We start from the raw sequence: 24,614 nt of genomic DNA, 5'->3' as shown, positions 1-24,614 counted from the left end.
CCGGCCAGCAGGCTGACATGGCACGGCCGATCGCCGCCCCCGCGCAGCTGCACGTCGAGGCCGACGCGTTCGTGGCCATCGACGTGGAGACCGCCAACGGCGACCCGGCCAGCATCTGCCAGATCGGTTTCGCCCGCTTCGCCGACGGCGCGCTGATCGACAACTGGTCGTGGCTCGTCAATCCGCGGACCTGGTTCGCACGCGACAATATCGCCGTCCACGGTATCCATGCCGCGGACGTGCGCGATGCGCCGACCTGGCCGGACTGCTATCCGGAGATCGTGCGCCTTTTGACCGGCCGGGTCGTGGTTTCGCATACCGCGTTCGATGTCACCGCCACTTCGCGGGCCTGCGCCCGCCACGAGTTGCCGTTGCTCGATGCCCACTGGCTGGATTCCACCCGGGTCGCACGGCGGGCGTTTCCACGCTTTGCCCGGCGCGGCTACGGGCTGGCCAGCCTCAGCCGGCATCTGGACATCGACTTCGCCCATCACGACGCCGGCGAGGACGCCCGGGCGGCCGGGCTCGTCGTCGTGGCCGCGGTCGCAGCGAGCGGCCGCTCGGTCGCCGATTGGCTGACCGATGCCCATCGGCCGTTGCGCTCGTTCCTGCCGGCCGCATCCGTCTGACCCTGCGCATCCGCGCTTGTCGGTCGGCGGTATAGTGAACAACTCGTTTCATCTGTTGCCGTCATGCCGAGCCTGACCCGTCTGACCGATCGTCTATCGCCGCGCCAGGCTAATCTGCTCACGCCGGTGCATACACGGCTGCGCAACTGGATCGTGCAGACTGTCGCCACCACCGAGGACTTCGGCATCGACTACGATGCGCCGGTCGGCGATCCCGGCCTGTTCGGCCCCGACTCGGCCACCTGGAAGATCCACGGCGACTTCCCCGGCATGATGGCCGGCGGTATCGCTGCCCTCATGCTGCAGACACTGCATCCGCGTGCGCTCGCCGGCGTGATCGACCACTCCAATTTCCGTACCGATGCCATCGGCCGGCTGCGCCGCACGACCATGTTCGTGGCCGCGACCAGCTATGCGCCGACCGCCGACGCCAGGCGCATCATCGAACTGGTCGATCGTATCCACGACCGAGTCCAGGGCACCACCGACGAGGGCGAGCCGTACTCGGCCCACGATCCGGACCTGCTCACTTGGGTGCATTGCACCGAGATGGCCAGCTTTCTGGCCGGTTACCAGCGCTATCGCCGGCCGGATCTGAGCATCGCCATCCAGGACCAGTATTTCGATGAAACCCGGCGGATCGCCGAGGCGCTGGGCGCGAAAGATGTGCCCGCTTCGCGCGCCGAAATGGATGCCTATTTCCAGGCCATGCAGCCCGAGCTGCGGTTCGACCATCGCTCGCGCGACACGCTCGCCGTGCTCGAATCCCTGGAGTTGCCGATTCCCGTGGCCGGCGTATCGCGCCGCATGTTTCTGGGGGCCGGGGCCGCTCTGCTGCCGGAATGGGCCCGCGGGCTGATCGATCGCACGCGCCGCCAGCGCCTGGTCGATCGCGCCTCTGCAGAAACGCTCAACCGTATCGCTCCCTTGATTCGCAACTCCATGCGCGAAGGCGTGGCCATGCGCTCGGCGCGTCGGGTCGGCGCGACTCGAAGCTGTCTCAGTTTCGATTGATCGCGGCTGTGTGCCTGGCATGCCGGCCGGCCTCCGCTGCTCGGCACTGCGCCCAAGGGATTGAATACAGGCAAGCTCGCTTAGGGTTCGCGCCGGTGGGTTGTATTCGGGCCCCGTGTGGAGCGAACGAGACGCGCAGCGCCCGAGGGTGTCCGGCGCACTGCGCCGGTGCGGCCAGCCTGTCTGAGCGTCGCCCAAGCGATGCGAGTTCTGGCCGCATCCCTTCGGTATGAGCATCGCAGTGGTTCGGCGCGCTCCGCGCCGACGCGTAACCCGGGTGTCGTTTCCTTTGCTTCCTTTCGTTTGGACAAGCAAACGAAAGGGAGTCGCGCGGCAGCGCGAAACCAAACTGGCGTCTAACTCGTGAGCGCCGCAAGACGGGTGGCTTAAACCCAGCGTCTTGAATCGACCACGCAGGCGGATTCTCGCTTGGGGTTTCGCACGGCTGTGCGAGTCACTCTCATTTGCTTGTCCAGGTAAGTCACCCAAGCGAAGGACACCCTGTCTTGCGTCGATGCTTCGCATCGATGCCCTGCACGGCTGCGGCCGAAAGCGGGACAGCCGCGAAACTCGCGCCGCTGCGCGGCACTCAAACACAAGGCTGTCTGTATCCTCTTTCGGCCTCCGCTGCTCGGCACTGCTCCCAAGGGACTGAATACAGACGCTCGAAGGAGCGATGATGACGCGGCTAGAGCCGCGTGTTTGTATTGGGCCCCGTGTGGAGCGACGAGACGCACAGCGCCCAAGGGTGTCCGAGGCACGGCCTCGGTGCGGCCAGCCTGTTTGAGCGTCGCTAAAGCGACGCGAGTTCTGGCCGCATCCCTTGGGGGCGAGCATCGCAGTGCACCGGCGTCAGCCGGCGCGCAACCCGGGTGTCTTTTCTCTTGGTTACTTCTCTTTGGACAAGCAAAGAGAAGTAGCTCGCGCTGCAGCGCGAAATAAGACCTTCGATGAGCCCGTGAGTGCTCGAAGACTACCGGCTTGAGCTGGCGAGCGCGCCTCACTCACCCGGCAGGCTAGGCAACGGCCGCAGATAGGGCGCCGGGTCGACCGGCCCGCCGGCGGTATAGATGCCGAAATGCAGATGCGGCGGGGTGGTGCGCGCATTGCCCGTGTTGCCGACCCGGCCGATGACATCGCCCTTGGAGACCGTATCGCCGGATTCGACGTCGAACGCGTCGAGATGCGCATAGTAATAGCGCGCGCTGGTAAGTCCGAGCACGCCGCCGGACAGCCAGATGTGCTTGCCGCCGAGGCCGCTGTTGCCGGTACGCACACGCCCGTCGCGTACCGCGATCACTGGCGTGCCACGGTCGGCGAATATGTCCACGCCGTGATGGCGTCGCGAGCCGCCGTCGCGCGGGGCGCCGAAGCCGCTGCCGATATCGCGGGCCGCCGCCCCCTGCACCGGCATGGCCAGCGAGCCGCCGGTCGCCATGGCCAAGCGATAGGCCGCCTCGCCGAACAGCTCCGGCTGCAACACGATGCGATAGTCGCCGTCGCGGCCCACGATCACGGCGTCCGCTTTACCGTCGGCGGCCAATGCGGTCACGGTGGACCAGTCGTCGTCGGCGCCGTCGCGGCGCTCCAGGCTGGCATAGAGCCGGGTACGCGAATCGTCGTCGGCCCCGGTGCGGCTCAGCCGCCAGGCGATCTGCTCGCCGGCGTCGAGCGAGGCGGAATATACGTGCGCGGCAATCGTGTCGTTATCGAAGCGTGCCGTTCGTACCCGCTGCCGGCCGATCGCCACGGGTTCGGCGGTATCGGCGGCGGCGCGCCAGCGCCGGCCCAGCGGGCTGTCGTAGAGCCCGGCCACGCGCAGCCGCCAGACGAACAGCTGGCGGGGCGACAGGCCGAGTCCGTCGTAGGCCAGGGTGTGCAGGGCATCGCGGGCGGTCACCGCGGCCGGCCCGCGTACGTCCGGGCGCATCACCAGCAGGCCGATCAACGCAGCCAGCAGCAGGGCGAACAGCCACGGCCGGTAGCGGCCGCGCCGGCGCGACGCGGCGCCGGACGTGCCGGCCGTCGAACCCGACTCGCGCGGTGTGTCGTCCGCGTGTCGGTCAGCCGTGGCCGCAGTCGGGCCGGGCTCGGCCCGGGTGTCGGATGGGTCGGAAGATTCAGACATGCAAAGGCTTGGACAGGCGCAAACGCAGGACGTGCCCGGCGCGCACCGTGTCGATTGCTAGTTACTTGTACGGATGCACTACGCAATTCGGCCCGCGTAGGGTGCGCACGCTGAAATTCCGGGTGGACCAGAACACGGGTGCGACGATGAGTGGAGACGATACCGACCTCGGCACGATGGATGCCGGTACGCTGACCAAGCTGTTCGAGGCCGGCGATGCCTCGCCGCTGGAGGCCACGCGCGCCGCGCTCGATCGAATCGACCGTTTCAACGATGCGGTCAATGCCTATGTCTATGTCGACCGCGAAGGCGCCGAAAAGGCAGCCAGCGCCTCGGCACGCCGCTGGGGCCAGGGCAAGCCGCTGTCGCCGATCGACGGCGTGCCCGTGTCGCTGAAAGACCTGACCGAAGTCGCCGGCATGCCTGCACGTGAAGGCTCGGCCACCACCGGCACGGGCCTGTGCGATGCCGATGCGCCGCCGGCACACATGCTGCGCGAAGCCGGCGCGGTACTGCTCGGCAAGACCAACACGCCGGAGTTCGGCTGGAAAGCGGTCACCGACAATCGCGTGTTCGGGCCCACCTGCAACCCCTGGGATACGCGCCTCACGCCGGGCGGCTCGTCCGGCGGGGCGGCCGCGGCCGCCGCGCTCAACATGGGCGTGCTGCACCAGGGCGGCGATTCGGGCGGCTCCATTCGTATCCCGGCCGCGTTCACCGGCGTGTTCGGTTTCAAGCCCACCTTCGGCTGGACGCCCCAGTGGCCGCCGGCGAAGATGCCCACGCTCAGCCATATCGGCCCGCTGACCCGCAGCGTGCCGGACGCGGCTCGCATGCTCAACGTGATCGGCCGCTACGATTATCGTGACCCCTATGCCACGCGTGGCCAGCCCGACGACTGGGGCGTGGACCTGGACTGCGATCTGCGCGGCCTGCGAATCGCCTATTCGCCGGATCTGGGCTATGCCGATGTGGACGAGCAGATCGCCGCCCGTGTGCGCGAAGCCGCCAACAAGCTCGAAGACCTGGGCGCCGAGATCGTGGAAGTGCACCCGGGCCTGGAGTCGCCGATCGATATCTTCCGCCGGCTGTGGTTCACCGCGTCGCTGGAAGTCTGGTCGCAGTGCGACAACAAGGGCCGCGAACTGCTGGACCCGGGCCTGGTGGCCAACGCCAAGCACGCCGAAAACTGGTCCGCGCTGGATCTGTTCCGCGCCTTTGCCGACCGGGCTCGCCTGACGCTGGACCTGGAGCACTTCAACCAGGACTACCACCTGCTGATGACGCCCACGGTCCCGCTTGAGCCGTTCGAGGTGAACCACGAAGTGCCGCCCGGCAGCGGCATGCGCGACTGGGAGGAATGGGCGCCGTTCTCCTACCCGTTCAATCTCAGCCAGCAGCCGGCCGCGAGCATTCCCTGCGGCTTTACCGACTGCGGCCTGCCGGTCGGCTTCCAGCTAGCCGGCGGCAAGTTCGACGATATCCGCGTGCTGCGCGCCGCCAACGCCTATATGCAGGCCCACCCGCCGCGCTTCCCGGCCGTGCCCAACCCGGCCGAATACGGCTAGCGAGCGCTACTGCCGCCCGCTCGGCGGCGGCGCTCAGTCGTCGAGCGGGCTCGACACGCCGAGGCCACCGCGTTTGAGCACGTGGGTATAAAGCTGCGTAGTGCGTATGTCCTTATGGCCCAGTAGCTCCTGCACCGTGCGGACATCGTTGCCGCGTTCCAGCAGATGCGTGGCAAACGAATGCCGGAACGTATGGCAGCTGGCTTTCTTATGGATATTCGCAGCGCGAACGGCGTTCTTCACCGCACGCTGCAGGCCTTTTTCGTTGATGTGGTGGCGGCGAACCGCCCCCGAGCGCGGGTCTTTCGATAATTGGCCGGAGGCGAACACGAACTGCCAGGCAAGCTCGGTCGCCGCGTTCGGGTATTTCCTGTCGAGCGCCTCGGGGAGAAAGACACGCCCATAGCCGGCGGCCAGATCCTCGGCGTGCATGGCCGCAACCCGGGCGATCTGCGTTTTCAGCGGCTCGATGGCACGCTCCGGTAGCGGCGTGACACGATCCTTCGCGCCCTTGCCGTCCCGTACGACGATCTGCCGGTAATCGAAATCCACATCCTTCACCCGAAGCCGCACGCCCTCCATCAGGCGCAGGCCCGACCCGTACAGCAACGACGCGATCAGCGCGTTCACCCCGGTCAGATGTGCCAGTACCTGGCGCACCTCGCGTTGGCTCAGCACGACGGGTAGTCGTTTGCCGCGTTTGGCACGCACCACGTCCGTCATCCACTCGACGTTGATATCCAATACGGATCGGTAGAGAAATAGAACAGCGTTCAACGCCTGGTTCTGGGTCGAAGCGGAAACCTGACGATCAACCGCCAGATGCGTTAGAAACGCCTCGATCTCCACCTTTCCCATATCGCGCGGATGACGTTTGCCGTGAAAGATAATGTATCGCTTGATCCAGCCGATATAGCTTTGTTCGGTACGGTAGCTGTAATGCTGGACGCGAAGCACGTCACGCACCTGGTCCAGAAGTTTTTTCTTCGGGGTCGGCTCTGTCGACATTTCACGCTGCCATTCGTGTCCGTATAGCACGCACTATGCCGCATTCCGGCGGCAGTGCGTAATCTGAAAGTCGTACTATGGCGAAATGGTTCGGCGTGCTATACCTACCGATGTCGTCGAATTGGCGTTGGGCGAGTTACTTACTAATAGGGAAACTTTGATGTCGAAGAAAGGTGAGCACGATTATTCCGCTACCGTCGTCTGGACCGGCAATTCAGGCGTTGGTACAAAAAATTATCGCGCCTTCTCGCGCGACCACGAAATTACATGCGGTAATAAGACCAAAATATACGGGTCGGCAGATCCAGCCTTTCTAGGCGACTCGTCTCGCTACAACCCAGAGGAGCTATTGCTCAGCTCGCTCTCAGCATGTCATATGCTTTGGTATCTGCATTTGTGTGCTGACGCCGGTATCACAGTGTCGGAATATACGGACAACGCTGAAGGTCGAATGATCGAGACTAAAAGTGGCAGCGGGCACTTCGAGAAAGTCACGCTGCAGCCAATCGTTAACATTGGCGCGGGTGATGATAGCGAGCTAGCTAAGTCTCTCCACGAGAAAGCACATTCGTTTTGTTTTATTGCAAATTCGGTGAATTTCGAGGTTGCTTGTGAACCCGAAATTCGCAGCAGCGTATAGGTCGCCCAACAAATCGCTGCAGTTGACCGCCCAAAGCGCTGGCGCGCTTCGGGTTCCCTCCGCAGGCTTCGCCTGCTCCGGCGTCAACTGAGCTTCGGCGTTGGGTAACTGCGTTGCTTGAATTTCGGCGTATTGGAGTTGACAGCCAAATATCAGCCGAATCGGCTTCGCAAAGTCTCTGTCCCACTTCGCAAGAAAATCTGGCACGTTCATCTTCGCGTCTCCGTTCCAGGCTTGGTGGTCGGAACGGCATCTTCAGCCTGAGGAGTCGCCGGAAATCTATGGCCCTTTCGTTTGATGTCCCGAGCCCACTTCGAAAAAAGCGTCTTCGCTCGGACTTTGCTATCTTCAGGGCACGGAGCATTTATTGGCTACAAATTGTAGGCTTCGTTCAGTCGGACTGATCGCCTTCGTTTAACCGAACGGAGGCAATTCCAAAGTTTTGCAGTCACCCAACAAGTCGCTGCAGTTGACCGCCCAAAGCGCTGGCGCGCTTTGGGTTCCCTCCGCAGCCTTCGGCTGCTCCGGCGGCAACTGAGCTTCGGCGTTGGGCTAAATCGAATGGATAAAGCAGAAGACACCAGTTTCGCCGGCACACTTATCGATGGAGCGCGAATGTATGCAGCATCCGCCGACGCCGTAAATGATAAGTATCCAAATGCGTTACATGCTTTAAGTCACATGCTGGGAATGAGCATCGAATTGGCTTTGAAAGCATATTTAAAGCAGCATCATTTGACGGATAAAGAAATCCGACGCTTGGGCCACGACCTTGAGGCGCTATACGAACGAGCCAAGGAGTTCGGTCTTAAAGACACTGGCAGCAGAAGCTTTCGCTTAGCAGTGTTAGGCGCAAATTACAAAGCTCGTATATTCGCTTATCCGAAAGAGACGAATTTGAACGTGATCCAGCCATGGAGCTTACGCGAAATAAGCCAAGAAATTATTCAAGAGGTTTTCGAAGTGGTTAAAGGAGTCGAAGCCGCCTCCGAGCTTCAAGATGCTCCGGGTCTTACCATTCTCTCTTTCTATCCGTCGGATATCGTTCCTTCAGCTTGGGCGGTGAAATAAATGCCCAACAAATCGCTGCAGTTGACCACCCAAAGCGCTGCCGCGCTTCGGCCGGCAACTGAGCTTAGGCGTTATGTCTGATTATGAATTGGGATGAATTGAAAGAAGTTGCTTCCTGGGGGCAATACCTTCTGTTGGCGCAACTAAACGCTGACAGATGGATGTGTGCTGATGAAGATACGCCAGCTGAGTCAGTTGTTCTGTCGTTTCAATTCTTTGCCTCGATGTATGTGGTGATCGAAGGCTGGAAAAAGCTGAAACTCCAGGATGAGAAGATCGAAGAGATTTTGAATCGGAACCGAGAAGGAGTCGATCTGCTTCGACGGGCGAGAAACGCGGTTTATCATTTCCAAAAAGAAATGTATGGAAGAAAAATTGCGGACTTTGCTGACGAAGTGGGCCGGAACAGCTGGTTGAGAACGCTATACCGCGAGTTCGTTCGGTTTCTGGCCGAGTACCCGGAAAGCGTCTACCCCTTCGATGACGGTGAAGAACAGTTTTGCATCAAGTTCTATGAAGTTTTGGGGTGGGTGCCGGATTATGAGCGAACATAACAAGTCGCTGCAGTTGACCGCCCAAAGCGCTGCCGCGCTTCGGGCGGCAACTGAGCTTCGGCGTTAGCTTTAAAGGTCCTACAGTGTCGAATGAAGACCAAAATAAACTCGACATAGCTCTGACACGGGCTAGTCATTTATCACAAATATTACTCGTGCTATTTGCAATATTTGGCTACTTCTACACTGTTCGCCCAATACACCAAAATCAGGTGCTGTCTGAAAAAATTTCTAGAAAAGAAATGCAGCTAAAAAAATTCCAGCATGAGCTTAAGGAGAAAGTCGCAGATGCTACTGCGCTGACTTCTGAAATAAAAAATCTTAAGTCGAGGAGAGGCGAAGAAGAAAGAAATGTTGAGAGATTAAAAGATAGAGTAGCAAGTCTAAAAAATTCTGCTAAAAGAGCTCAGTCGAAGCTGTTCGATCTAAATAGCCGGGTATCGAAGCTATATAACAGTATTTATGTTGAAAACATGTCTGGATCAGCTGCCAGAATCTTATCCCTTAATTTAGACGATTTTAATAAAGCCTTATTCGACGAAACGAATTTTGACAAAGCGAGGTCTCTGCTTCCAATTTCTGTGTACTCGGCAATTACCGAGCTTCTAAGCCGATCAGACCCAATTATTGTAGCTCAGGCTAAAGACGTTCCCGATCAAAGAAAAGAACTTATCAAAGCGGTTATAGAGCGCTTGCAAAAGAAATACAGGTCGAGGCTCTCATCGACGGATGCGGCAAGAAAGTCGTTGTTAAGGAAAATGCAAAATGCGAGTGGCGCTAGTCAGTACGAATTGTACTCAGGATATCGAGAAAAATTTTGGAAAATAACCGAACAAGATTTTGACTTAATATCGTGGTTCTTCGGCAAAGTGTCCGAAGAAATTAAGGCGAATGAAGATAAGAGAAGCTAACAAAGCGCTGCAGTTGGCCGCCCAAAACGCTGCCGCGCTTCGGCCGGCAACTGAGCTTAGGCGTTAGCACCCAGAAAGGGGGAATCATTCATGGCTACTTACCTCATCGGTTATGACCTCAATCGTCCTGGACAGAGCTACCCAGAACTATTTGAGGCAATCAAGAGCGTCGGAAGCAATTGGTGGCACTGCTTGGACTCCACCTGGATCGTCAAGCACCCAGGCCCAGCGACGACAATAAGAGATGCGCTCACGCCTCACATTGACAGCAACGACAAGTTGCTGGTTTTGTTGCTTTCAGGAGAGGGAGCTTGGCGCGGGTTTAATGATGAATGTTCTTCTTGGCTCAAAAACAACCTATAGCTTCACTCGCCACGGTAACTTCTTCGTGATCCGGCAGTTCAAACGCTGAGCAAATGACCTTCAAAAACGTTCTTTTTGCCAGCGTCATGCTCACACTATCCAGTGCTAACACGGCGCTCCAGCCGACGTTCATTCCGCTACGCTCCATGAACGCGGCTGAGCTTAGGCGTTGTACGGCGGTTGGTTTGTGTTGTGGTCGAGCTTGAAAGTCGGCTATCAAATCGCAGTCGGTAGCCGAGTCTCGGCCCGTCTTTTTCGCTACTCGCTGATTCCTGGCCCAGTGGCCTTCGATCCACGTCGATGCCTTCCCGTCAGTAGCCATTCGCGGTAAGTTCGAGTTCGGGCAATTCTTTCATTCGGCTCGTCGGGCTTTGCGGTCCGCGGGCCAGCTCGGGAAAACGCCAACCGATGCAGTTCACGTACAACGAGGCGCTTCAGTTGACCGCCCAAAGCGCTGGCGCGCTTCGGGTTCCCTCCGCAGGCTTCGCCTGCTCCGGCGGCAACTGAGCTTAGGCGTTCTGTATAAATCCCATGCTTACCGCTTACCAGAAATTATCGTCTCAAGAGGAGCTAACGCGGAGTCTGGGAAAAATGGTGCTCGCGTTTGGCCATTTAGAGAGCGTTCTGCTTACTTACCTCGAAAGCAAGGATGTGCCGGCTTCATCGAAAACGCCCTTGGGTGGACTCGTCAAGAAAATGCAGGCGAATCGTATCGTTGACGAAACAGCCGCTTTCCATCTTCGTTTTCTCATGGATCAACGTAACTACTTTGTCCACCGTGTTTCCGCTTTAATGAACGGGCACGAGATAGATCAGCGAGATGTCGACACATTTCGCAACCGTATTGATGGCCTTACCGACGAGGCGGAGTTTTTTGCATCGGGCTTCTCGGAAGTGCGAAGTTAAACAGAACAAGTCGCTGCAGTTGGCCGCCCAAAGCGCTGCCGCGCTTTGGGTTCCCTCCGCGCTTCGCGCTCCGGCGGCAACTGAGCTTTCGCGTTAGATTTTATAGGGGGGAATGGTGAGAATCACTGAGCAATACATGAGAGCGGGATACTTTTGGTTGCCGGATGAGCCTGATAAAAAAATCCCTGGGACGCTAACAATATCCGACGGCGGAGAGATAGAGCTCGAAGTAGTTGGTTTATTCGACGAGAGCATCGACGCACTTAATGGCAAGGACGACCTAAGTAGGATTGTTGGCCACGTAGAAAAAGACGGGCAAGTAACATTGGAGAACTGCTTCTACAAGAAAAAGAACATAGCATTCGGAAACATTGCCAGATCGCTTGTCCACGTGAATAAAGCTTTTTGCGCCGTCGCATACGATAAAGACGAAGACGTGACGTTTAATACTATGTCGTTTTCGATTGAAGGACTTGATGAATGGATTGGTATTTCTGGAATAACTGTGTCGTATGGCAGTGATTACAGAACAGCTGCTATAGCCTACGTTCCCCAAGACGAAATGGTTTTTTCTCTAACTAACGGATTCAGCTTACACATCTGCTTCGGTTATACGTTACCGGGATTCCCAACGACGACCGAGGCGAAAATAACCCAACGAGCGTATTTCAAATTGTCGTCAGAGGAGCCTAGGGAATTTGAAGAATTCGTAAGTGTAATCCACCAGATAACATACTTTATTTGTTTCGCGGTGGACGCAACCGTCACTATTAGGGACGTATCGGCAACCTCAAACGAAATTATGAGAGAGGTTTCTGAGGATAAGAAGATACCGGTGAGCATAAAGGTTTACTACCCGAGTCTTCCATTTTCAGAATCTACGCCAAAAATCGATCCTCATAGAATGTTATTCAGATTTGATAATATTCAAAAAGATGCTGAGTCGATATTTAATAGCTGGCTTACCGCATACCTGATCATTAGACCAGCGCTTGGATTGTATTTCTCGGCAGCATCTGGAGCTCATAAGTATTTAGACGGCAAATTTCTAGCGCTGGCACAAGCTCTAGAGACGTATCACAGAAGAACATCTTCAGAGACTCTCATGGCGCCTGACGAATTCAGAAGTCTTGTTGCTAGATCACTATGGTCTTGTCCCAAAGAGCATAGGAAGTGGTTAAGAAATCGAATATATTATGGGAACGAAATAAGTCTTGGCCAAAGAATAAAACGGATCATAGATCCATACAAATCTCACATCGGTAATAGCAGGCAGCGAAGTAAACTGATTAGAGCCGTTGTGAATACCAGGAATTATCTGACCCACTACACAGAGGCGCTTGAAAGCGAAACAGTCGGAGGCAAAAACCTTTGGCTTACCTGTCAAAAAATGGAAGCGATATTTCAACTTCATTTGCTTGAACAACTGGGCTTTTCCGAGGAAGCAATTCAAGGAGTCTTAGCGAATAATTATAAGCTTAAACAAAAGCTCGATGAAATCTAACTAAACGCTGCAGTTGACCGCCCAAAGCGCTGGCCCGCTTTGGGTTCCCTCCGCAGCCTACGGCTGCTCCGGCGGCAACTGAGCTTCGGCGTTAGGTATTACAGGAATAACATAGTGCCGAATAGTTATATAAGCTCTTATGACTGGGCGCGTAGCAAAAGGCGCCAAATCGACGAGGAAACGCTAATAGATCTTCTCAAAGTAGTGAAATACCAAGCCGACCGCCAAACGGCGCTAGAGGAATTGGGTATTGAAGATCGAGCGGCGCCGGAAGAAGCGCTGTTTGATTATGTGCTGGATGCTATCGGAGTTCCTGCGGAGGGGGACGAAAAGCATATGCACGGAGATCACGAGCGGTTTAGCCGTGTATGCAAATTTTCTCGGGAATGGTTCGAGGAGCTTTTTTACCAGGAATTCTTGCTTAACAACTCCGAGCATGGCTGGGACTATAAAGATTTACTTCGGGAATTGAGGGGCGGAGTCAGTAATGGCGCGTTGTCCAGCCACTATCGCTAAAAAACCTAACGAGGCGCTGCAGTTGACCGCCCAAAGCGCTGTCGCGCTTCGGGTTCCCTCCGCGGCCCTCGGCCGCTCCGGCGGCAACTGAGCTTAGGCGTTAAGCACCAAAGGAAATTGTGATGCCTTTCGAGATTTACAACTGGGGCGAAATTTCAGGCAACTACGGCGGTACGCTGCTGCTAGGCAATGGCGCGAGCAGGGCGGTGGACGCGCGCTTCGGTTATAGGTCGCTTCTGGAATATGCTTCCTACCATGGGCTTTTAAGCGATGACGTCCAGCGTTTGTTCGAATACTTCGAGACCGAAGATTTTGAGTTAATACTTCGGCTCGTTTGGCATGCTTCGAATGTAAATCAGTCACTGGGTATTCCGGATGACCGAACTCGAAACGCATATGTTCGTGTACGAGATAGCCTGATAAGCACTGTAAGGGATATCCACCCAGAGCATCAGGAAGTTTATTGGCAACTACCCACGATCTACAATTTTGTCAAAAATTTTGATACGGCCATCACTCTAAATTACGACCTAATACTTTACTGGGTCATCATGTATGGCCAAGAAATTTTCGACGGTGCTTCGTTGAAAGACTGCTTTATCCACGGTGAATTTGACGAAAATTGGCGTAGGTTACGCCAGCCAATACGAGGGCACACATCCTCAACTCTAGCTTTTTATCCTCACGGGAACTTGGTCTTAGCGCGCAACTTTATCGGATCCGAGGGAAAGCTCGTGGGGCGTGGTGAGGCGTTGCTGGAGTCGATACTTGACGCTTGGGAGACCGGACGGTACGTCCCTTTATTCGTGAGTGAAGGGACTGCGGCCCAAAAAGTCAACTCGATTAGAAGCAGCGGTTACCTAAGTACGGTATATCGTGAGGTGTTCACCAGCCTTTCACCAGACCTTGTAATTTATGGATGGGGACTTTGGGAGCAGGACCTTTACATTTTGGACCCAATGCATTCTTCAAATCTGAAACGAGTTGCCTGTTCCGTGTACGGCGATGATCAAGCTTATTGCAACAGAGTCTATCAAATTATTCGGCAGAATTTAGGTCCAGAAGTTTACGTCGAGTTTTTCTACAGCGACAGTCCCGGCTGCTGGAACAATGGTGCTTAACTCATCGCCGCAGTTGACCGCCCAAAACGCTGGCGCGCTTTGGGTTCCCTCCGCGGCCTACGGCCGCTCCGGCGTCAACTGAGCTCAGGCGTTAGAGCGTGAAATGAGGAAATTGCTCGCTTCAAATAAGTTGCTGCTTTGGCTAACGGCGATGTCTATCGCTGCTGGCCTCGGGTTCAGTTTGTACTGCCACGATTTTACTTGGATGAGTCGGTTTGGCGCCTTAGTTATTTGTTGGGGAATTCTTCTTCTCGCGCGACCAAGTATTACGAGCAAAGAGATAGGGCAGCATGTTATAGCTCATAATTCAGAGCTGAGCGTTTTTGATCCCGAATACTACAACCGGAAGGGCGAGCCTGTGCCGGAGTGGGCTATGGACAACGTACTATCTCGTCGCGCCACCGGCATTTATGGGCCTGCAGTGTGTTTCGTTGGCACACTCGCGAATGGGTTTGCTAGTTTGCTAAATGGGCTATTTGGCTTTGCGCACTAACAAATCGCTGCAGTTGACCGCCCAAAGCGCTGGCGCGCTTCGGGTTCCCTCCGCAGGCTTCGCCTGCTCCGGCGTCAACTGAGCTTGGGCGTTAGCTGAAGAGGAAGAGCGGGTTGAGCCTTAAGGACGACAAACTCACGGCAAATGGGGTCAGGTCTTGCGTTTTGCCTTTGGGCCCCGGCGCTCGTAATATCGAAGCATGGCCAGACCGCTACGACTCGAATTCGCTGGCGCGCTGTACCACGTCACCTCACGGGGCGATCGGCGCGAAGCAATTTACGAAGACGACGACGATCGTGTCGCCTTTCTCCGTGTATTGGCGAGCGTGGCCGACCGCTTCAATTGGCTGATCCATGCGTATTGCCTGATGGGCAATCACTACCATTTGCTGATCGAAACGCCGGACGGCAATCTGGCCAAAGGCATGCGCCAGCTCAACGGCGTGTATACCCAGTACAGCAACCGTCGTCATCGTCGGGTAGGGCACCTTTTTCAGGGCCGCTATAAGGCAATTCTGGTTCAGAAGGAATCATATCTCCTGGAGGTGGCGCGCTATATCGTCTTGAACCCCGTACGCGCGCACCTGGTGCGCAGCGCAGGTGATTGGCCGTGGAGTAGTTACCGGGCGACGGCCGGTCGGGTGACTTCACCGGATTGGCTCACGACCGCATGGGTTCTTTTTGCGTTTGGTGACCGTTCGTCGGCGGCGCAATTCGCATACCGCCGTTTCGTGAGTGAAGGTCGCGGCCAGCCCGGGCCCTGGGTGGATCTGGCGCATCAGGTGTTCCTGGGAAATGAAGCCTTTATCGACGATATGCGCGAACGTATCGAGCAATTGAATCGGCCGCTGACTGAGGTGCCGAGGGCGCAGCGTGTTCGCCGTGCGAAACCGATTGGCGATTACGAAGCCGAGGCCGATACACGCGATGAGGCAATCTCGCGTGCATACGCCTCCGGCGGGTATAGCCTGCAGGAGATCGGCACGCATTTCGGGCTTCACTATTCTCGTATCAGCCGCATCGTTAAAGCAGTCGAGCGTGGGAGTAAAAATAGGAAAGCCGGGGCAAAAAGCAAGACTGGACCCTCGCCGTCTTGACCCTCGCTTTCTCGCCCCTCGGTCATGCCGGTGCGCCGGCTGGCAACCGAAGATAAAGGCCTGCCCATGAATCGACGCCTCGAACAGGTAATCGCCCACCCGCTGCACCGGCATCTGGGCATCGACACGATCGAATCCGACGACGGCCGGGCGCGCCTGTCGATCGTCGTCGGCGAGACCACCGTCAATCCGGCCGGGGTCTTGCACGGCGGTGTGCTCTACCTGCTGTGCGACGTCTGTGCCTATGCCGGGCTGCTCAGCCGGCTGGATCCCGGGGTCGAGGCGGTGACCCACGATATCCATGTCTCGGTGATGCGCGCCGTGCGTGCCGGGCAGGTCGTGGTGTTCGAGTCCACGCCGGTGCGGGTCGGCCGGCGTATCGCCTTCATCGATGTCAGTGCCCGCGTCGACGAGCGGGTGGTTGCCCAGGCCCGCGTGACCAAGACGCTGGTCGATGTCTGAACGGCAGGGTCGCGGCTAGCTCGCGGTATCGCCGAGGCTCTGACGCCGCGGTTGACCCGGGAACAGCACGATCGTCGCCAGCGAGATTGCGGCCTGGGCCACGAACGTCCATGCCAGCCCGAGCGGGCCGGCCAAAAAGCCGCCCAGCGCCGGGCCAACGATGTTGCCGAGCGCGAACATCGCCAGTGTGGCGGTGAAGCCGAGCGTCGGCAGGCCCGGATGCAGACGACTGCTCCAGAACGAAAAGATCGCGCTCAAGACCATGATGCAGGCGCCCTGCAGCGCGGCGGACAGGAGCAGCGCGCTCCAGGCAGTCGGCAGCAGACCGAGCAGGCACAGCGACGCCAGCGAACAAGTGAAGATGCCGCGCACGAGGGCCGTCAGGCCGATACGGGTCTTGATATCGGCCGTGAGAAAGCCGACCGTGCCGCCGATGCCCAGCGCGATATACAGCACCGGCCCCGAGAGCGCGGTCGCGATGCCGGCCAGGCCGCCGGCTTGCGAGACATGATCGACCGCAAACGATAGGTAGAAGCCGTTGGTCACGCCGAACGACAGGGCGATGGCCAGCAGCGGCCAGGTCGGCGGGGCGACCAATTGGCCGAGCCAGCCGCGCGGCACCGTTCGGGCCGCGCCGCGGGGTAGCCGGGCCAGCGCATAGAGATTCACGATCGCCGACAGCAGCGCGGCAAGACAGAACACCACCCAGACCGTGCGCCAGCCGTGATCGAGCCCGGCCACCGCCAGCGCGAGAACGCCCGCGCCGACGATACCGGCGGCCGTGCCGGTACTGATGATCGAAAGCGCGCGCTCGCGCCGTTCCGACGGCACGCCGCGTTCGGCGGCATTGTTGAAGGGCGACCAGCAGAAACCGGCGCTGGTGGCCGCGAGCACGGTACCGAAGGCGAGCATGCCGGTGTTCTGGCTGATTGCGACGAGGACCATGCCGCTCATCGCGGCAAAGCTGCCGAGGGCGACCGGCAGTCTCGGCCCGCGGCGGGAAATAAGCCAGGCGGTGAGCAGCAGGGCCACGAGAAAGCCGGCGAATGCGCCACTCGCGATCAGCCCCGCGCCGGCTGTAGACAATGCGAACCGCTCGCGGAAAATTGGCAGGAACAGCCCGAAACCCATGCGGGCCGGGCCGAATGCCACCGCCGTGGCCAGCGCACCGCCAAAAGCCAGAGGCCATGTTCGTACCACGCAATCACTCGTACGTTGGGCAAGGCCGGCACACCCTAGGGCGTTCATGAAACGCTCGCCATCCGTTAGAACACGGGCTGATTCTCGGCGCGCGACGTGGTCGTCGATATGTCAAATTCTCGACCGCTGGTTCCGTGTCGGTTTGCGTGATTAGTGCGAGGTAGCGAGTCGTTGTATGGGGGGCGATGGGCCGCTTCTGCAGGAACCCGTTGAGGCTGGTTCTCAAGAATCTCGGCGCCGCTTGTCGGGCGACCGGCACGTGATACTCAGCGTGTCGGACCCAGCGCAGTGACCACACGCCCGGCTTCGGTTTTGCCGTTGATACGGCAGTGACGGCCTAGCGCTTGTATTGCGGCGCGGTGTAATCGAGTCGCGGTCGCAACGATCTGTCCGGTTAGAATATCGGGCCGCAAGCGGCTAGATGGACCAATCAATGGATGAATATCGCTTCCGCGAAGCCCGCGCAGAGGATCTTTTGGCGCTGGTCGCTATGCTGGCCGACGACGAACTCGGCCGACAGCGCGAATCGCCGGGTGCGCCACTGGACGATGGCTACACGGCCGCCTTCGAGGCGATACAGCGCGATGCGAACAACGAGCTGGTGGTATGCGAGTGCGGGGGCGAGCTGCTTGGCATGCTGCAGATTACCTATATTCCCTACCTGACCTATATCGGCCGGTGGCGGGCGTTGATCGAAGGCGTACGCGTGGCGTCCTCGCAACGCGGCACCGGGGTCGGCGGCCGACTGTTCGCGTGGGCGATTGAACGCGCGCGGGAAAAAGGCTGTGTCATGGTCCAGCTCACGACCGACAAGCAACGGCCCGATGCCATTCGTTTCTATGAAAAACTCGGCTTTACGGCCTCTCATGAGGGCATGAAACTTTGGCTGGACCGGGCGAAGACCAGGGTTCGATGAAGCGCGGGCAAAGGGTCCACGACACGGGGCGACCCGGCGGATGGCGGCGCACTCGGGTGTGCCGATGTGAGGATAAGCCCATGACTGCCGACAACCGCCGGGCGCCGCTCGCCATAGCCGGGGGCGTACTCCTGCTGAACAGTTTCGTGTTTCTGGTCGTGATGTTCGCCACGCGTTCCACCGCGTTGTGGGGGCCAGCCGCCGGTTGTCTGGTGGCCGGTATTCCGCTGCTGGTGTTACGCCGGGTAGGTAGTAAGGGCACGACAGGGCCCGCCGATACGCGTTTGGGCTGATCGGCCGATAGCGGTTTCCGGGCACGCCGATTCATCCTTGCGAACAACGATTGTCATGGACATCGCAACACTTGCGCTGGCCGGGAAGCCGTTGCGGGGCTGTGCACGGCACCCGGCGTGTCGCGGCATGTTGCCGGACAACGCCTGACGAGTTGGGGCGGGCTCGATCATGCCTGGAATGCAACACTCCTTGCGCTCTTCTGCCTCGATCCGGCGTTTTCGTCATGGCGACGAGTCTGCGTTGTACGAGGTCTTCCACTCAGCGGTGCATTTGATTGCCCGACACGATTACACGCCGGCGCAGATCGCGGCGTGGGCGCCGGCGACGCTGGACGCCACACGCTGGGCCGAGCACATGCGCGCGATCAACCCGTTCGTGGCCGAGTGTGACGGCCAGGTCGTGGGCTACGCGGATGTGCAGCCATCCGGCTATATCGACCACTTCTTCGTGTCCGGCCACCATCCTCGCCAGGGGATCGGCACGCAGCTGATGGCCGCCCTTCACCAGGAGGCCGCACGGCTCGGGCTTGCGGTGTTGTCGGCAGAGGTCAGCCTTACGGCTCAGCCATTTTTCAAACGATCCGGTTTCATGGTCGTTGAAGAGCAGATTGTCGTGCGCCGCGGCGTTGGATTACCCAACGCGCTGATGCAGAAAGTTATTTTGTCGCATGCTTGACGGCGCGCTACCGAGTCGGTCTGAAGCGGCGCCAGGGTAGCAGCCGTTGCGCCGTCACCGATTTCCGGCGCTGCAAGCGGGGCGGTCTGGCCTCGCCGAACTCAGGCGGCCGCTGGATTCAGGCCGGCGCTTGTTTGTGTCGATGTCGACGTCTTCACGCGGTGCGATCCGGGCTGACCGGCAGTGCGGTAGCCGGTACGGGGGATGCTTGAACGGTCGTGTCCGCCGTTCGGTACAAAGACGAGGGCAATCGGATATCGCGCCAGTCCATGTGTAGACGACGGCCTGCCGATCACAGGCAGCCGATTCGGGGCGCGGGCACGCCCGGCGCATGGTACGCGCTCGGCGCGAGACGCTCGGACAACGCTGGCCTGGAGCCGACGCGTGCTGCTGCCTGGCGTCTTGGTGATGGTTCGTTAGCCAGGATGTAACGGTCGTCGCTCGGTGAAATCGACACGACCGACAAGCGGTTCGTCATGGATACAATGCCGGTCGGCGATACGCTGACCCAGGACTTCGCCGCCCGCCACATGCTGACGCTGGCAGTTACAGACAGGTGCCGCCTGGCCGATGAGCGCCAATCGCCCGAGCGCCCGGGTCCTCGCGGCCATCGGCTGGTGGTACGGCGCGGCGCGCTGCGATTCGCACAGGCCGTGGTTGTCGCGTTGCATGTCGTCAGATGCCGGGTTCGGCCGCCGTCGTTGACGTGTGAATCATCGTCGATCGGCTATGCGTGTCGCTGGCGTGGTGCGGTTGCCGCCCCCGCTACAGCGCTATACTCGAGACATGCTCCGCCCTGGCGCGGCCGCTGATCGTGCGCCTGCATGGCCAGAGCGGCCCGACCGATTCGCCGCCGCTGAGTGTGTTCGGTGGATAGGGACGGTCGGCCACATATGCCCGGGCGACGGGCAGGAGGGTCTGGCGATGACGATGCGCATTCACGGCGATCTGATGTCGGGCAACTGTCTCAAGGTCAAATGGGTGGCCGACCATCTGCGTCTGCCCTACGACTGGGTACCCGTGGATATCCTGACCGGCGAGACCCGGTCCGCGGCGTTTCGCGCGATCAACCCCTTCGGCCAGGTACCGGTGGTGGAATTCGCCGACGGCCATACGCTGACCCAGTCCAACGCGATCATCTGTCATCTGGCCCGGGGCAGCGTGCTGGTGCCTGCCGAAGCCTTCGAGCGCGCACGCATGCTCGAATGGCTGTTCTGGGAGCAGTATTCCCACGAACCGGCGATCGCCGTGCGCCGCTTCGAAAAACACTTCATGCACAAGGCCGACGACGAGATCGAGCCGCGCCTGTTCGAGCGCGGGCACCTCGCACTGGCGCATATGAACACCACGCTCACCTATCGCGATTGGCTGGCCGGCGGCGACTGGATCACGCTCGCCGATATCGCGCTGCTGGCCTATACGCGGCTCGCCCACGAGGGCGGCTTCGATCTGGCCGCCTACAACGCGATCCGGCACTGGATCGCCCGCTGCGAGCCGCTGCTCGGGCTTGCGCCGATCGCCGACACCCGCCAAGTGCCCGGCGAGTAGGGCGGCTCGCCCCGCCGCGGCCGAGTCTCGGCGGGGCGCGCGGTCACGCCGCGGCGATCACCTTGCTGCGGTAGCTTTCCACGATATCCATGAATTCGTCGACTTCGGTCCGCGGTACGCCGACCTGATACAGGGAATTGCGAATCTCGTGGGCGGTAACATCGAACTCGTAGTCGGTCAGGCCCAGATGCTTGTGCGCTTCGAACATGTCGCGGCCGGGATAACAGGCCGGCCCGCCGGTCACCTCGATGCTCCAGGCCGTCACCATGAACTTGTAGCCTGCCTTGTACGGCGTGGCATGAAAATCGGCGACCTTATCGTTCGCCTGGTTCAGGGTCTGGTTGGTATGCAGCCGGTCGATCAGGTAATCGACCGCGCTGGCGATCGGGTAGGCGCCGCCCAGGCGCTCGTACAGGCTCTGCTCTGCCATGATCTCCACCTCTCGCGTGATGTGTTTGGTTGTATCGTGTCGCGTGCGGCGCCGGTGCCGACGGGCTCGCCCGGGCCGCCGATCCAATGGGTAACATGTATTACTGCCTGGTGTCATCACACTGCGGTCGCCGGCCGGCGGCCACATGCCAGGCGTGTCGTGGGCGATCGGCGTGTCGGCCAACAGGGCGGCAGCCGCGCTGCCTTGCAGCGACACTACCGGCCCGTCCCGACATGGCAGCACTCAGGTTGGATCGGGCGGATACGGGACATGCAACGCGAACCGGGTGCGGCTCACCGGCTGTACGCGTTTGTCGCGCGGCGAACACCTTGCGGGATCGGTCTAGTACGCCCCGGGCCCTGTTGGCCGGCCACGGAATCGCCGGCAACCGGGCTTTGCCGTGCGCCGGCGCGGCGGCCCCGGTTCGGGTGACGACATCGTGACCGGATTCGATGCCCACATGTAGAACGTCCACCGCACGGCGAGACTCATGGCATTACCATCGCCGTTGACAGGATGCTGGCCGCTGCCGGCCGAACCGAGACGGCATCCGCGCTTGCAGGCATTTAACGACGACGCCCGGCCGAGCCGAACGCCGCGCGGGCCGGGGCCGGGCGAGACCGATGCCGGCGATCCGCTGTCCAGAACCACCGCTGCTCGATACCCGAACGGCGGTCTGCTTCATGCCGGCATGGTGGGCCGGTGGTCGTTCGAGCCGGCCAGGGCTGCAAACCTGGGCCACCCACTTACCCCGGCCGGTCGGGGCGGCGTTTCGGCGGCTAGACAGTCGCCGAGTCGTCGGCGTTGAAGCGCTCGGTTTCGCTCAAAAAATTCGCACGAGCGGCCAGGATATGGCTGCGCATGATCGCACCGGCCAGCTCCGGCTCCCGCTGCGTGATCGCGTTGAGTAGCTGCCGGTGTTCGAAGAAGCTGCGCGGCAGGTCGCTTTCGTCGAACTTCTTGTACGACTTCATGATCAGGTTGAGCTCGATCAGGTTGTTGACGATCTGCAGGATGCAGCGCTGGCCCGAGGCCTCGATCACCACCTGGTGAAATCGGTTGTTGAGCGGCGCGATCTGCAGGTAGTCGGGCGGACGGGCCTCGCCGAGTGCTTCCATCTGCTCGCACAGGCGTTCCAGCGTGTGCAGGTGGGCGTCGGTGCGCTCGGTGGCGGCCAGGCGCGCCGCCTGGGGTTCGAGCAGGGCGCGCACTTCGAAGATCTCGTACATCTCGCGCATGTTGTAGCCGCGCACGATCGCCCCGGCATGCGGCGACATCACCACGAAACCGTCGTTGGCCAGCCGCTGAAGCGCCGTGCGCACGGGCGTGCGGCTGACCCCGTAGCGAGCGGCCAGCTCTTCTTCGCGCAGACGTTCGCCGTTGACGAACTCGCCGGAGGCGATACATCGGCGGATATGGTCGTACACACGCACGCTGGATGTGGCCATCGGTCTCGCAGGGTTGGGCAGGCAGGCGCGAATAGTGTCACGCCATCGGCAGGCTAGCCAAAAGTCTAATAGGGTGCCGTCTTGTTTTGTATACAAAGCGCTGTCAATATCGCCGTACACAGCGGTAATACGCCCATTTTGTATACAAAAAGCGAAACGCATCGGAGAGAGCCGTGTCCAGCCAACTCAAGGAACTGATCCAAGCGCCCGAACTGCTGGTTGCGCCCGGCGTGTTCGATCTCATCTCGGCCAAGGTCGCGCAGAGCCATGGCTTCAGCGCGCTGTACATGACCGGCTACGGCACCGTGGCCTCGCATCTCGGGCTGCCCGATGCCGGTCTGGCCGGCTATCGCGACATGGTCGACCGGGTCGCGCATATCTCGGCGCGGACCACGCCGCCGCTGATCGCCGACGGCGACACCGGCTATGGCGGACTGCTCAACGTCCAGCACACGGTGGCCGGCTACGAGCGGGCCGGCGCGCAGGCGATCCAGCTGGAAGACCAGGAGTCGCCCAAGAAATGTGGGCACATGCTGGGCCGGCGCGTGGTCGCCGCCGAGGAAATGGTCGCCAAGATCCGGGTCGCCGTGGACACCCGCAACAGCGACGACTTTCTGATCATCGCGCGGACCGATGCCCGCACCACGCTGGGCCTGGACGAAGCCCTGCGCCGGGCCGAGGCCTATGCCGAGGCCGGTGCCGACATCCTGTTCGTCGAGTCGCCGGAAAGCCCGGACGAGATGCAGACGATTGCCGATCGGTTCGATCTGCCGTTGGTGGCCAACATGGTCGAGGAGGGCCGCACGCCGTTCATGTCGGCCGCCGAACTGCAGGCGATCGGATTCAGCCTGGCGATCTATCCGGCCAGCGGGTTTCTGTCGGCCGCCGCGGCCATGGACAAGGCCTACGGCGCGCTCAAGACGCGTGGCACCACCACTGATTCGGGCGTCGACCTGTATCCCTTCCAGGGGCTGGGCTCGTTGCTGGGCTTCGACGATGTCTACGCCTTCGAGCAGAAATACGCCGATCTGGACGACTGAGCGACGCCCGAGCACCGGCATGGCGGGCCGGCCTCAGGCCGGCCCGCAGACGAATACCAACAAACGAACCGATTGGGGAGACAATCCATGACTAGCAGACTTTTCGGACGTATGGGATGGGCGATCGCCCTGTTGGCAGCCGCGGCGATCGTGCCGGCTGCCCAGGCGAAGACGGTGACCATCGCCTCGTCGGCGCCCAACAGCGGCATCAACAAGGTGTTCGTCGACACACTGGTCTCGGAGCTCGGCAAGCGCACGCCGGAGCTCGATACCGAGACCTTCCTGGACAGCCAGCTCGGCGCCGAGCGTGAGCTGATCGATCTGGTGCGCTTCGGCGAAACCACGATCCATATGGGTGTGATCCATTCGGCCCAGTACTACCCGGAGCTGGATGCGACGCTGATCCCCTATCTGTTTCAGGACTATGCGTCGGTCAAGCGCTTTCTCGCCGGGCCTTACGGCCAGAAGATGGAGGCGGCCCTGCGCCAGCGCGGCAACGCCGTGACGCTGGGCTACTACTATCTTGGCGCCCGGTGGACCACGACCCGCGGGCGTGCGTTCCGCACCGTCGACGAACTGAAGGGGCTGAAGATTCGCATGCCCAAGATCCCGTCCTGGATCGATATCTGGAGCGGGCTGGGTGCGACCATCACGCCGATGCCGTCCAAGGAAGTGTTCTCGGCGATGCAGGCCGGCGTGATCGATGCCCAGGAGAACATGCTCTCCAATATCTGGGGCCGACGTATCTACGAGGTGTCGGATTATCTGGTCGCTACCAAGCATCAGCAGAGCTATATCACGGTCATGATCAACCAGGATTTCTGGAACGATCTGTCCGCCGAGCAGCAGACGGCCGTGCAGGCATCGGTGGATGCGGCCAGCCAGGCCGCCGATAACAAGGCGTTCGAATACAACAAGAAGATCATCGCCGATATCGAGGCCTCCGGCGTCGAGCTTGTCGAGCCCGATCCGTCGTTCCGCAAAGACGCGCTGCCGGTGGTGAAAAAGGTCGCCGACGGCATTCTGGCCGACGGCGTGTGGGACGCGGCGGTCGCCGCCGGCCAGCCGCAGGGCTGAAT

25 protein-coding genes are annotated in these 24,614 nt (G+C 60.0%); 19 read left to right on the top strand and 6 right to left on the bottom strand.

The genetic code is table 11. The features are described 5' to 3' along the window. Window positions 1–17 precede the first annotated feature (17 nt). Entirely contained in the window at window positions 18–629 is a 612-nt protein-coding gene (locus T31B1_RS01670) for an exonuclease domain-containing protein (protein WP_353247721.1), read from the top strand. Window positions 630–692: 63 nt separating this feature from the next. Further along, window positions 693–1,643: an oxygenase MpaB family protein gene (locus tag T31B1_RS01665; RefSeq protein WP_353247720.1), complete on the top strand. Its 951-nt coding sequence runs from the start codon at window positions 693–695 to the stop codon at window positions 1,641–1,643. A gap of 1,000 nt (window positions 1,644–2,643) precedes the next feature. Here the strand turns inward: T31B1_RS01665 and T31B1_RS01660 are convergent. Beyond that, complete coding sequence (locus T31B1_RS01660) at window positions 2,644–3,771, bottom strand: M23 family metallopeptidase (protein ID WP_353247719.1); 1,128 nt, start codon at window positions 3,769–3,771, stop codon at window positions 2,644–2,646. Between the two features lie 146 nt (window positions 3,772–3,917). Between T31B1_RS01660 and T31B1_RS01655 the strand changes: the two genes are divergently transcribed. Further along, entirely contained in the window at window positions 3,918–5,339 is a 1,422-nt protein-coding gene (locus T31B1_RS01655; RefSeq protein ID WP_353247718.1) for an amidase, read from the top strand. Between the two features lie 33 nt (window positions 5,340–5,372). Here the strand turns inward: T31B1_RS01655 and T31B1_RS01650 are convergent, their stop codons facing one another. Beyond that, the gene (locus tag T31B1_RS01650) at window positions 5,373–6,347 is read right to left on the bottom strand and encodes an integron integrase (protein WP_353247717.1); all 975 of its coding nucleotides are present in this window, start codon (window positions 6,345–6,347) and stop codon (window positions 5,373–5,375) included. Window positions 6,348–6,507: 160 nt separating this feature from the next. Between T31B1_RS01650 and T31B1_RS01645 the strand changes: the two genes are divergently transcribed. The 4 genes from T31B1_RS01645 (at window position 6,508) to T31B1_RS01630 (ending at window position 9,523) form a co-directional block, all read left to right on the top strand. Next, window positions 6,508–6,987: an OsmC family protein gene (locus T31B1_RS01645; protein WP_353247716.1), complete on the top strand. Its 480-nt coding sequence runs from the start codon at window positions 6,508–6,510 to the stop codon at window positions 6,985–6,987. A gap of 561 nt (window positions 6,988–7,548) precedes the next feature. Then, window positions 7,549–8,058: a hypothetical protein gene (locus T31B1_RS01640; protein WP_353247715.1), complete on the top strand. Its 510-nt coding sequence runs from the start codon at window positions 7,549–7,551 to the stop codon at window positions 8,056–8,058. A gap of 83 nt (window positions 8,059–8,141) precedes the next feature. After that, window positions 8,142–8,612 carry a hypothetical protein gene (locus T31B1_RS01635; RefSeq protein ID WP_353247714.1) on the top strand — a complete coding sequence of 157 codons (471 nt, stop codon included), beginning with the start codon at window positions 8,142–8,144 and terminating at the stop codon, window positions 8,610–8,612. Window positions 8,613–8,695: 83 nt separating this feature from the next. Continuing rightward, a complete protein-coding gene (locus T31B1_RS01630) occupies window positions 8,696–9,523 on the top strand; it encodes a hypothetical protein (protein WP_353247713.1) in 828 nt (275 codons plus the stop codon). A 346-nt stretch (window positions 9,524–9,869) separates the two neighbouring features. Here T31B1_RS01630 and T31B1_RS01625 read toward each other — a convergent pair whose 3' ends face one another. Next, a complete protein-coding gene (locus tag T31B1_RS01625; protein WP_353247712.1) occupies window positions 9,870–10,019 on the bottom strand; it encodes a hypothetical protein in 150 nt (49 codons plus the stop codon). Window positions 10,020–10,417: 398 nt separating this feature from the next. On the opposite strand from T31B1_RS01625, the gene T31B1_RS01620 reads away from it, so the two are divergent. The 6 genes from T31B1_RS01620 (at window position 10,418) to T31B1_RS01595 (ending at window position 15,984) form a co-directional block, all read left to right on the top strand. Beyond that, window positions 10,418–10,792 carry a hypothetical protein gene (locus tag T31B1_RS01620; protein ID WP_353247711.1) on the top strand — a complete coding sequence of 125 codons (375 nt, stop codon included), beginning with the start codon at window positions 10,418–10,420 and terminating at the stop codon, window positions 10,790–10,792. A 136-nt stretch (window positions 10,793–10,928) separates the two neighbouring features. Further along, window positions 10,929–12,296: an ApeA N-terminal domain 1-containing protein gene (locus tag T31B1_RS01615; protein ID WP_353247710.1), complete on the top strand. Its 1,368-nt coding sequence runs from the start codon at window positions 10,929–10,931 to the stop codon at window positions 12,294–12,296. A gap of 114 nt (window positions 12,297–12,410) precedes the next feature. Beyond that, complete coding sequence (locus T31B1_RS01610) at window positions 12,411–12,812, top strand: hypothetical protein (RefSeq protein ID WP_353247709.1); 402 nt, start codon at window positions 12,411–12,413, stop codon at window positions 12,810–12,812. 122 nt (window positions 12,813–12,934) lie between these two features. Beyond that, a complete protein-coding gene (locus T31B1_RS01605) occupies window positions 12,935–13,933 on the top strand; it encodes a DUF4917 family protein (protein WP_353247708.1) in 999 nt (332 codons plus the stop codon). A 692-nt stretch (window positions 13,934–14,625) separates the two neighbouring features. Next, a complete protein-coding gene (locus T31B1_RS01600) occupies window positions 14,626–15,522 on the top strand; it encodes an REP-associated tyrosine transposase (protein WP_353247707.1) in 897 nt (298 codons plus the stop codon). A gap of 66 nt (window positions 15,523–15,588) precedes the next feature. Further along, window positions 15,589–15,984 carry a PaaI family thioesterase gene (locus T31B1_RS01595; RefSeq protein ID WP_353247706.1) on the top strand — a complete coding sequence of 132 codons (396 nt, stop codon included), beginning with the start codon at window positions 15,589–15,591 and terminating at the stop codon, window positions 15,982–15,984. Window positions 15,985–15,999: 15 nt separating this feature from the next. Here the strand turns inward: T31B1_RS01595 and T31B1_RS01590 are convergent, their stop codons facing one another. Beyond that, window positions 16,000–17,184 (bottom strand): MFS transporter, encoded by a 1,185-nt coding sequence (locus T31B1_RS01590; protein WP_353247705.1) that lies wholly within the window; start codon window positions 17,182–17,184, stop codon window positions 16,000–16,002. A 433-nt stretch (window positions 17,185–17,617) separates the two neighbouring features. On the opposite strand from T31B1_RS01590, the gene T31B1_RS01585 reads away from it, so the two are divergent. The 4 genes from T31B1_RS01585 to T31B1_RS01570 all read left to right on the top strand — a co-directional run bounded on the left by T31B1_RS01585 (window position 17,618) and on the right by T31B1_RS01570 (window position 20,617). Then, on the top strand, window positions 17,618–18,100 hold the full coding sequence (locus T31B1_RS01585) for a GNAT family N-acetyltransferase (RefSeq protein WP_353247704.1): 483 nt from the start codon (window positions 17,618–17,620) through the stop codon (window positions 18,098–18,100). Between the two features lie 80 nt (window positions 18,101–18,180). Continuing rightward, complete coding sequence (locus tag T31B1_RS01580; RefSeq protein ID WP_353247703.1) at window positions 18,181–18,393, top strand: hypothetical protein; 213 nt, start codon at window positions 18,181–18,183, stop codon at window positions 18,391–18,393. 178 nt (window positions 18,394–18,571) lie between these two features. Then, a complete protein-coding gene (locus tag T31B1_RS01575; RefSeq protein ID WP_353247702.1) occupies window positions 18,572–19,069 on the top strand; it encodes a GNAT family N-acetyltransferase in 498 nt (165 codons plus the stop codon). 924 nt (window positions 19,070–19,993) lie between these two features. Then, on the top strand, window positions 19,994–20,617 hold the full coding sequence (locus tag T31B1_RS01570; protein WP_353247701.1) for a glutathione S-transferase family protein: 624 nt from the start codon (window positions 19,994–19,996) through the stop codon (window positions 20,615–20,617). Window positions 20,618–20,660: 43 nt separating this feature from the next. Here the strand turns inward: T31B1_RS01570 and T31B1_RS01565 are convergent, their stop codons facing one another. Beyond that, window positions 20,661–21,047 carry a group I truncated hemoglobin gene (locus tag T31B1_RS01565; RefSeq protein WP_353247700.1) on the bottom strand — a complete coding sequence of 129 codons (387 nt, stop codon included), beginning with the start codon at window positions 21,045–21,047 and terminating at the stop codon, window positions 20,661–20,663. A gap of 779 nt (window positions 21,048–21,826) precedes the next feature. Next, window positions 21,827–22,495, bottom strand: coding sequence for a GntR family transcriptional regulator (locus tag T31B1_RS01560; RefSeq protein ID WP_353247699.1), 669 nt, complete (start codon window positions 22,493–22,495; stop codon window positions 21,827–21,829). A 173-nt stretch (window positions 22,496–22,668) separates the two neighbouring features. On the opposite strand from T31B1_RS01560, the gene T31B1_RS01555 reads away from it, so the two are divergent. Further along, a complete protein-coding gene (locus T31B1_RS01555; RefSeq protein WP_353247698.1) occupies window positions 22,669–23,535 on the top strand; it encodes an isocitrate lyase/PEP mutase family protein in 867 nt (288 codons plus the stop codon). A gap of 87 nt (window positions 23,536–23,622) precedes the next feature. After that, complete coding sequence (locus T31B1_RS01550; protein WP_353247697.1) at window positions 23,623–24,612, top strand: TRAP transporter substrate-binding protein; 990 nt, start codon at window positions 23,623–23,625, stop codon at window positions 24,610–24,612. Window positions 24,613–24,614 lie beyond the last annotated feature (2 nt).

The organism is Salinisphaera sp. T31B1 (genome assembly GCF_040361275.1).
GTDB lineage: Bacteria > Pseudomonadota > Gammaproteobacteria > Nevskiales > Salinisphaeraceae > Salinisphaera.
Note: the sequence above shows the minus strand (reverse complement) of the source record. Positions and strands in the feature narration are given on the sequence as shown.

Coding starts and splice junctions, on each gene's coding strand:
- T31B1_RS01670 (WP_353247721.1), top strand. CDS start 18: ATGGCACGGCCGATCGCCGCCCCCGCGCAGCTGCACGTCGAGGCCGAC.
- T31B1_RS01665 (WP_353247720.1), top strand. CDS start 693: ATGCCGAGCCTGACCCGTCTGACCGATCGTCTATCGCCGCGCCAGGCT.
- T31B1_RS01660 (WP_353247719.1), bottom strand. CDS start 3,771: ATGTCTGAATCTTCCGACCCATCCGACACCCGGGCCGAGCCCGGCCCG.
- T31B1_RS01655 (WP_353247718.1), top strand. CDS start 3,918: ATGAGTGGAGACGATACCGACCTCGGCACGATGGATGCCGGTACGCTG.
- T31B1_RS01650 (WP_353247717.1), bottom strand. CDS start 6,347: ATGTCGACAGAGCCGACCCCGAAGAAAAAACTTCTGGACCAGGTGCGT.
- T31B1_RS01645 (WP_353247716.1), top strand. CDS start 6,508: ATGTCGAAGAAAGGTGAGCACGATTATTCCGCTACCGTCGTCTGGACC.
- T31B1_RS01640 (WP_353247715.1), top strand. CDS start 7,549: ATGGATAAAGCAGAAGACACCAGTTTCGCCGGCACACTTATCGATGGA.
- T31B1_RS01635 (WP_353247714.1), top strand. CDS start 8,142: ATGAATTGGGATGAATTGAAAGAAGTTGCTTCCTGGGGGCAATACCTT.
- T31B1_RS01625 (WP_353247712.1), bottom strand. CDS start 10,019: ATGAACGTCGGCTGGAGCGCCGTGTTAGCACTGGATAGTGTGAGCATG.
- T31B1_RS01620 (WP_353247711.1), top strand. CDS start 10,418: ATGCTTACCGCTTACCAGAAATTATCGTCTCAAGAGGAGCTAACGCGG.
- T31B1_RS01615 (WP_353247710.1), top strand. CDS start 10,929: ATGAGAGCGGGATACTTTTGGTTGCCGGATGAGCCTGATAAAAAAATC.
- T31B1_RS01605 (WP_353247708.1), top strand. CDS start 12,935: ATGCCTTTCGAGATTTACAACTGGGGCGAAATTTCAGGCAACTACGGC.
- T31B1_RS01600 (WP_353247707.1), top strand. CDS start 14,626: ATGGCCAGACCGCTACGACTCGAATTCGCTGGCGCGCTGTACCACGTC.
- T31B1_RS01595 (WP_353247706.1), top strand. CDS start 15,589: ATGAATCGACGCCTCGAACAGGTAATCGCCCACCCGCTGCACCGGCAT.
- T31B1_RS01585 (WP_353247704.1), top strand. CDS start 17,618: ATGGATGAATATCGCTTCCGCGAAGCCCGCGCAGAGGATCTTTTGGCG.
- T31B1_RS01580 (WP_353247703.1), top strand. CDS start 18,181: ATGACTGCCGACAACCGCCGGGCGCCGCTCGCCATAGCCGGGGGCGTA.
- T31B1_RS01575 (WP_353247702.1), top strand. CDS start 18,572: ATGCAACACTCCTTGCGCTCTTCTGCCTCGATCCGGCGTTTTCGTCAT.
- T31B1_RS01570 (WP_353247701.1), top strand. CDS start 19,994: ATGACGATGCGCATTCACGGCGATCTGATGTCGGGCAACTGTCTCAAG.
- T31B1_RS01565 (WP_353247700.1), bottom strand. CDS start 21,047: ATGGCAGAGCAGAGCCTGTACGAGCGCCTGGGCGGCGCCTACCCGATC.
- T31B1_RS01560 (WP_353247699.1), bottom strand. CDS start 22,495: ATGGCCACATCCAGCGTGCGTGTGTACGACCATATCCGCCGATGTATC.
- T31B1_RS01550 (WP_353247697.1), top strand. CDS start 23,623: ATGACTAGCAGACTTTTCGGACGTATGGGATGGGCGATCGCCCTGTTG.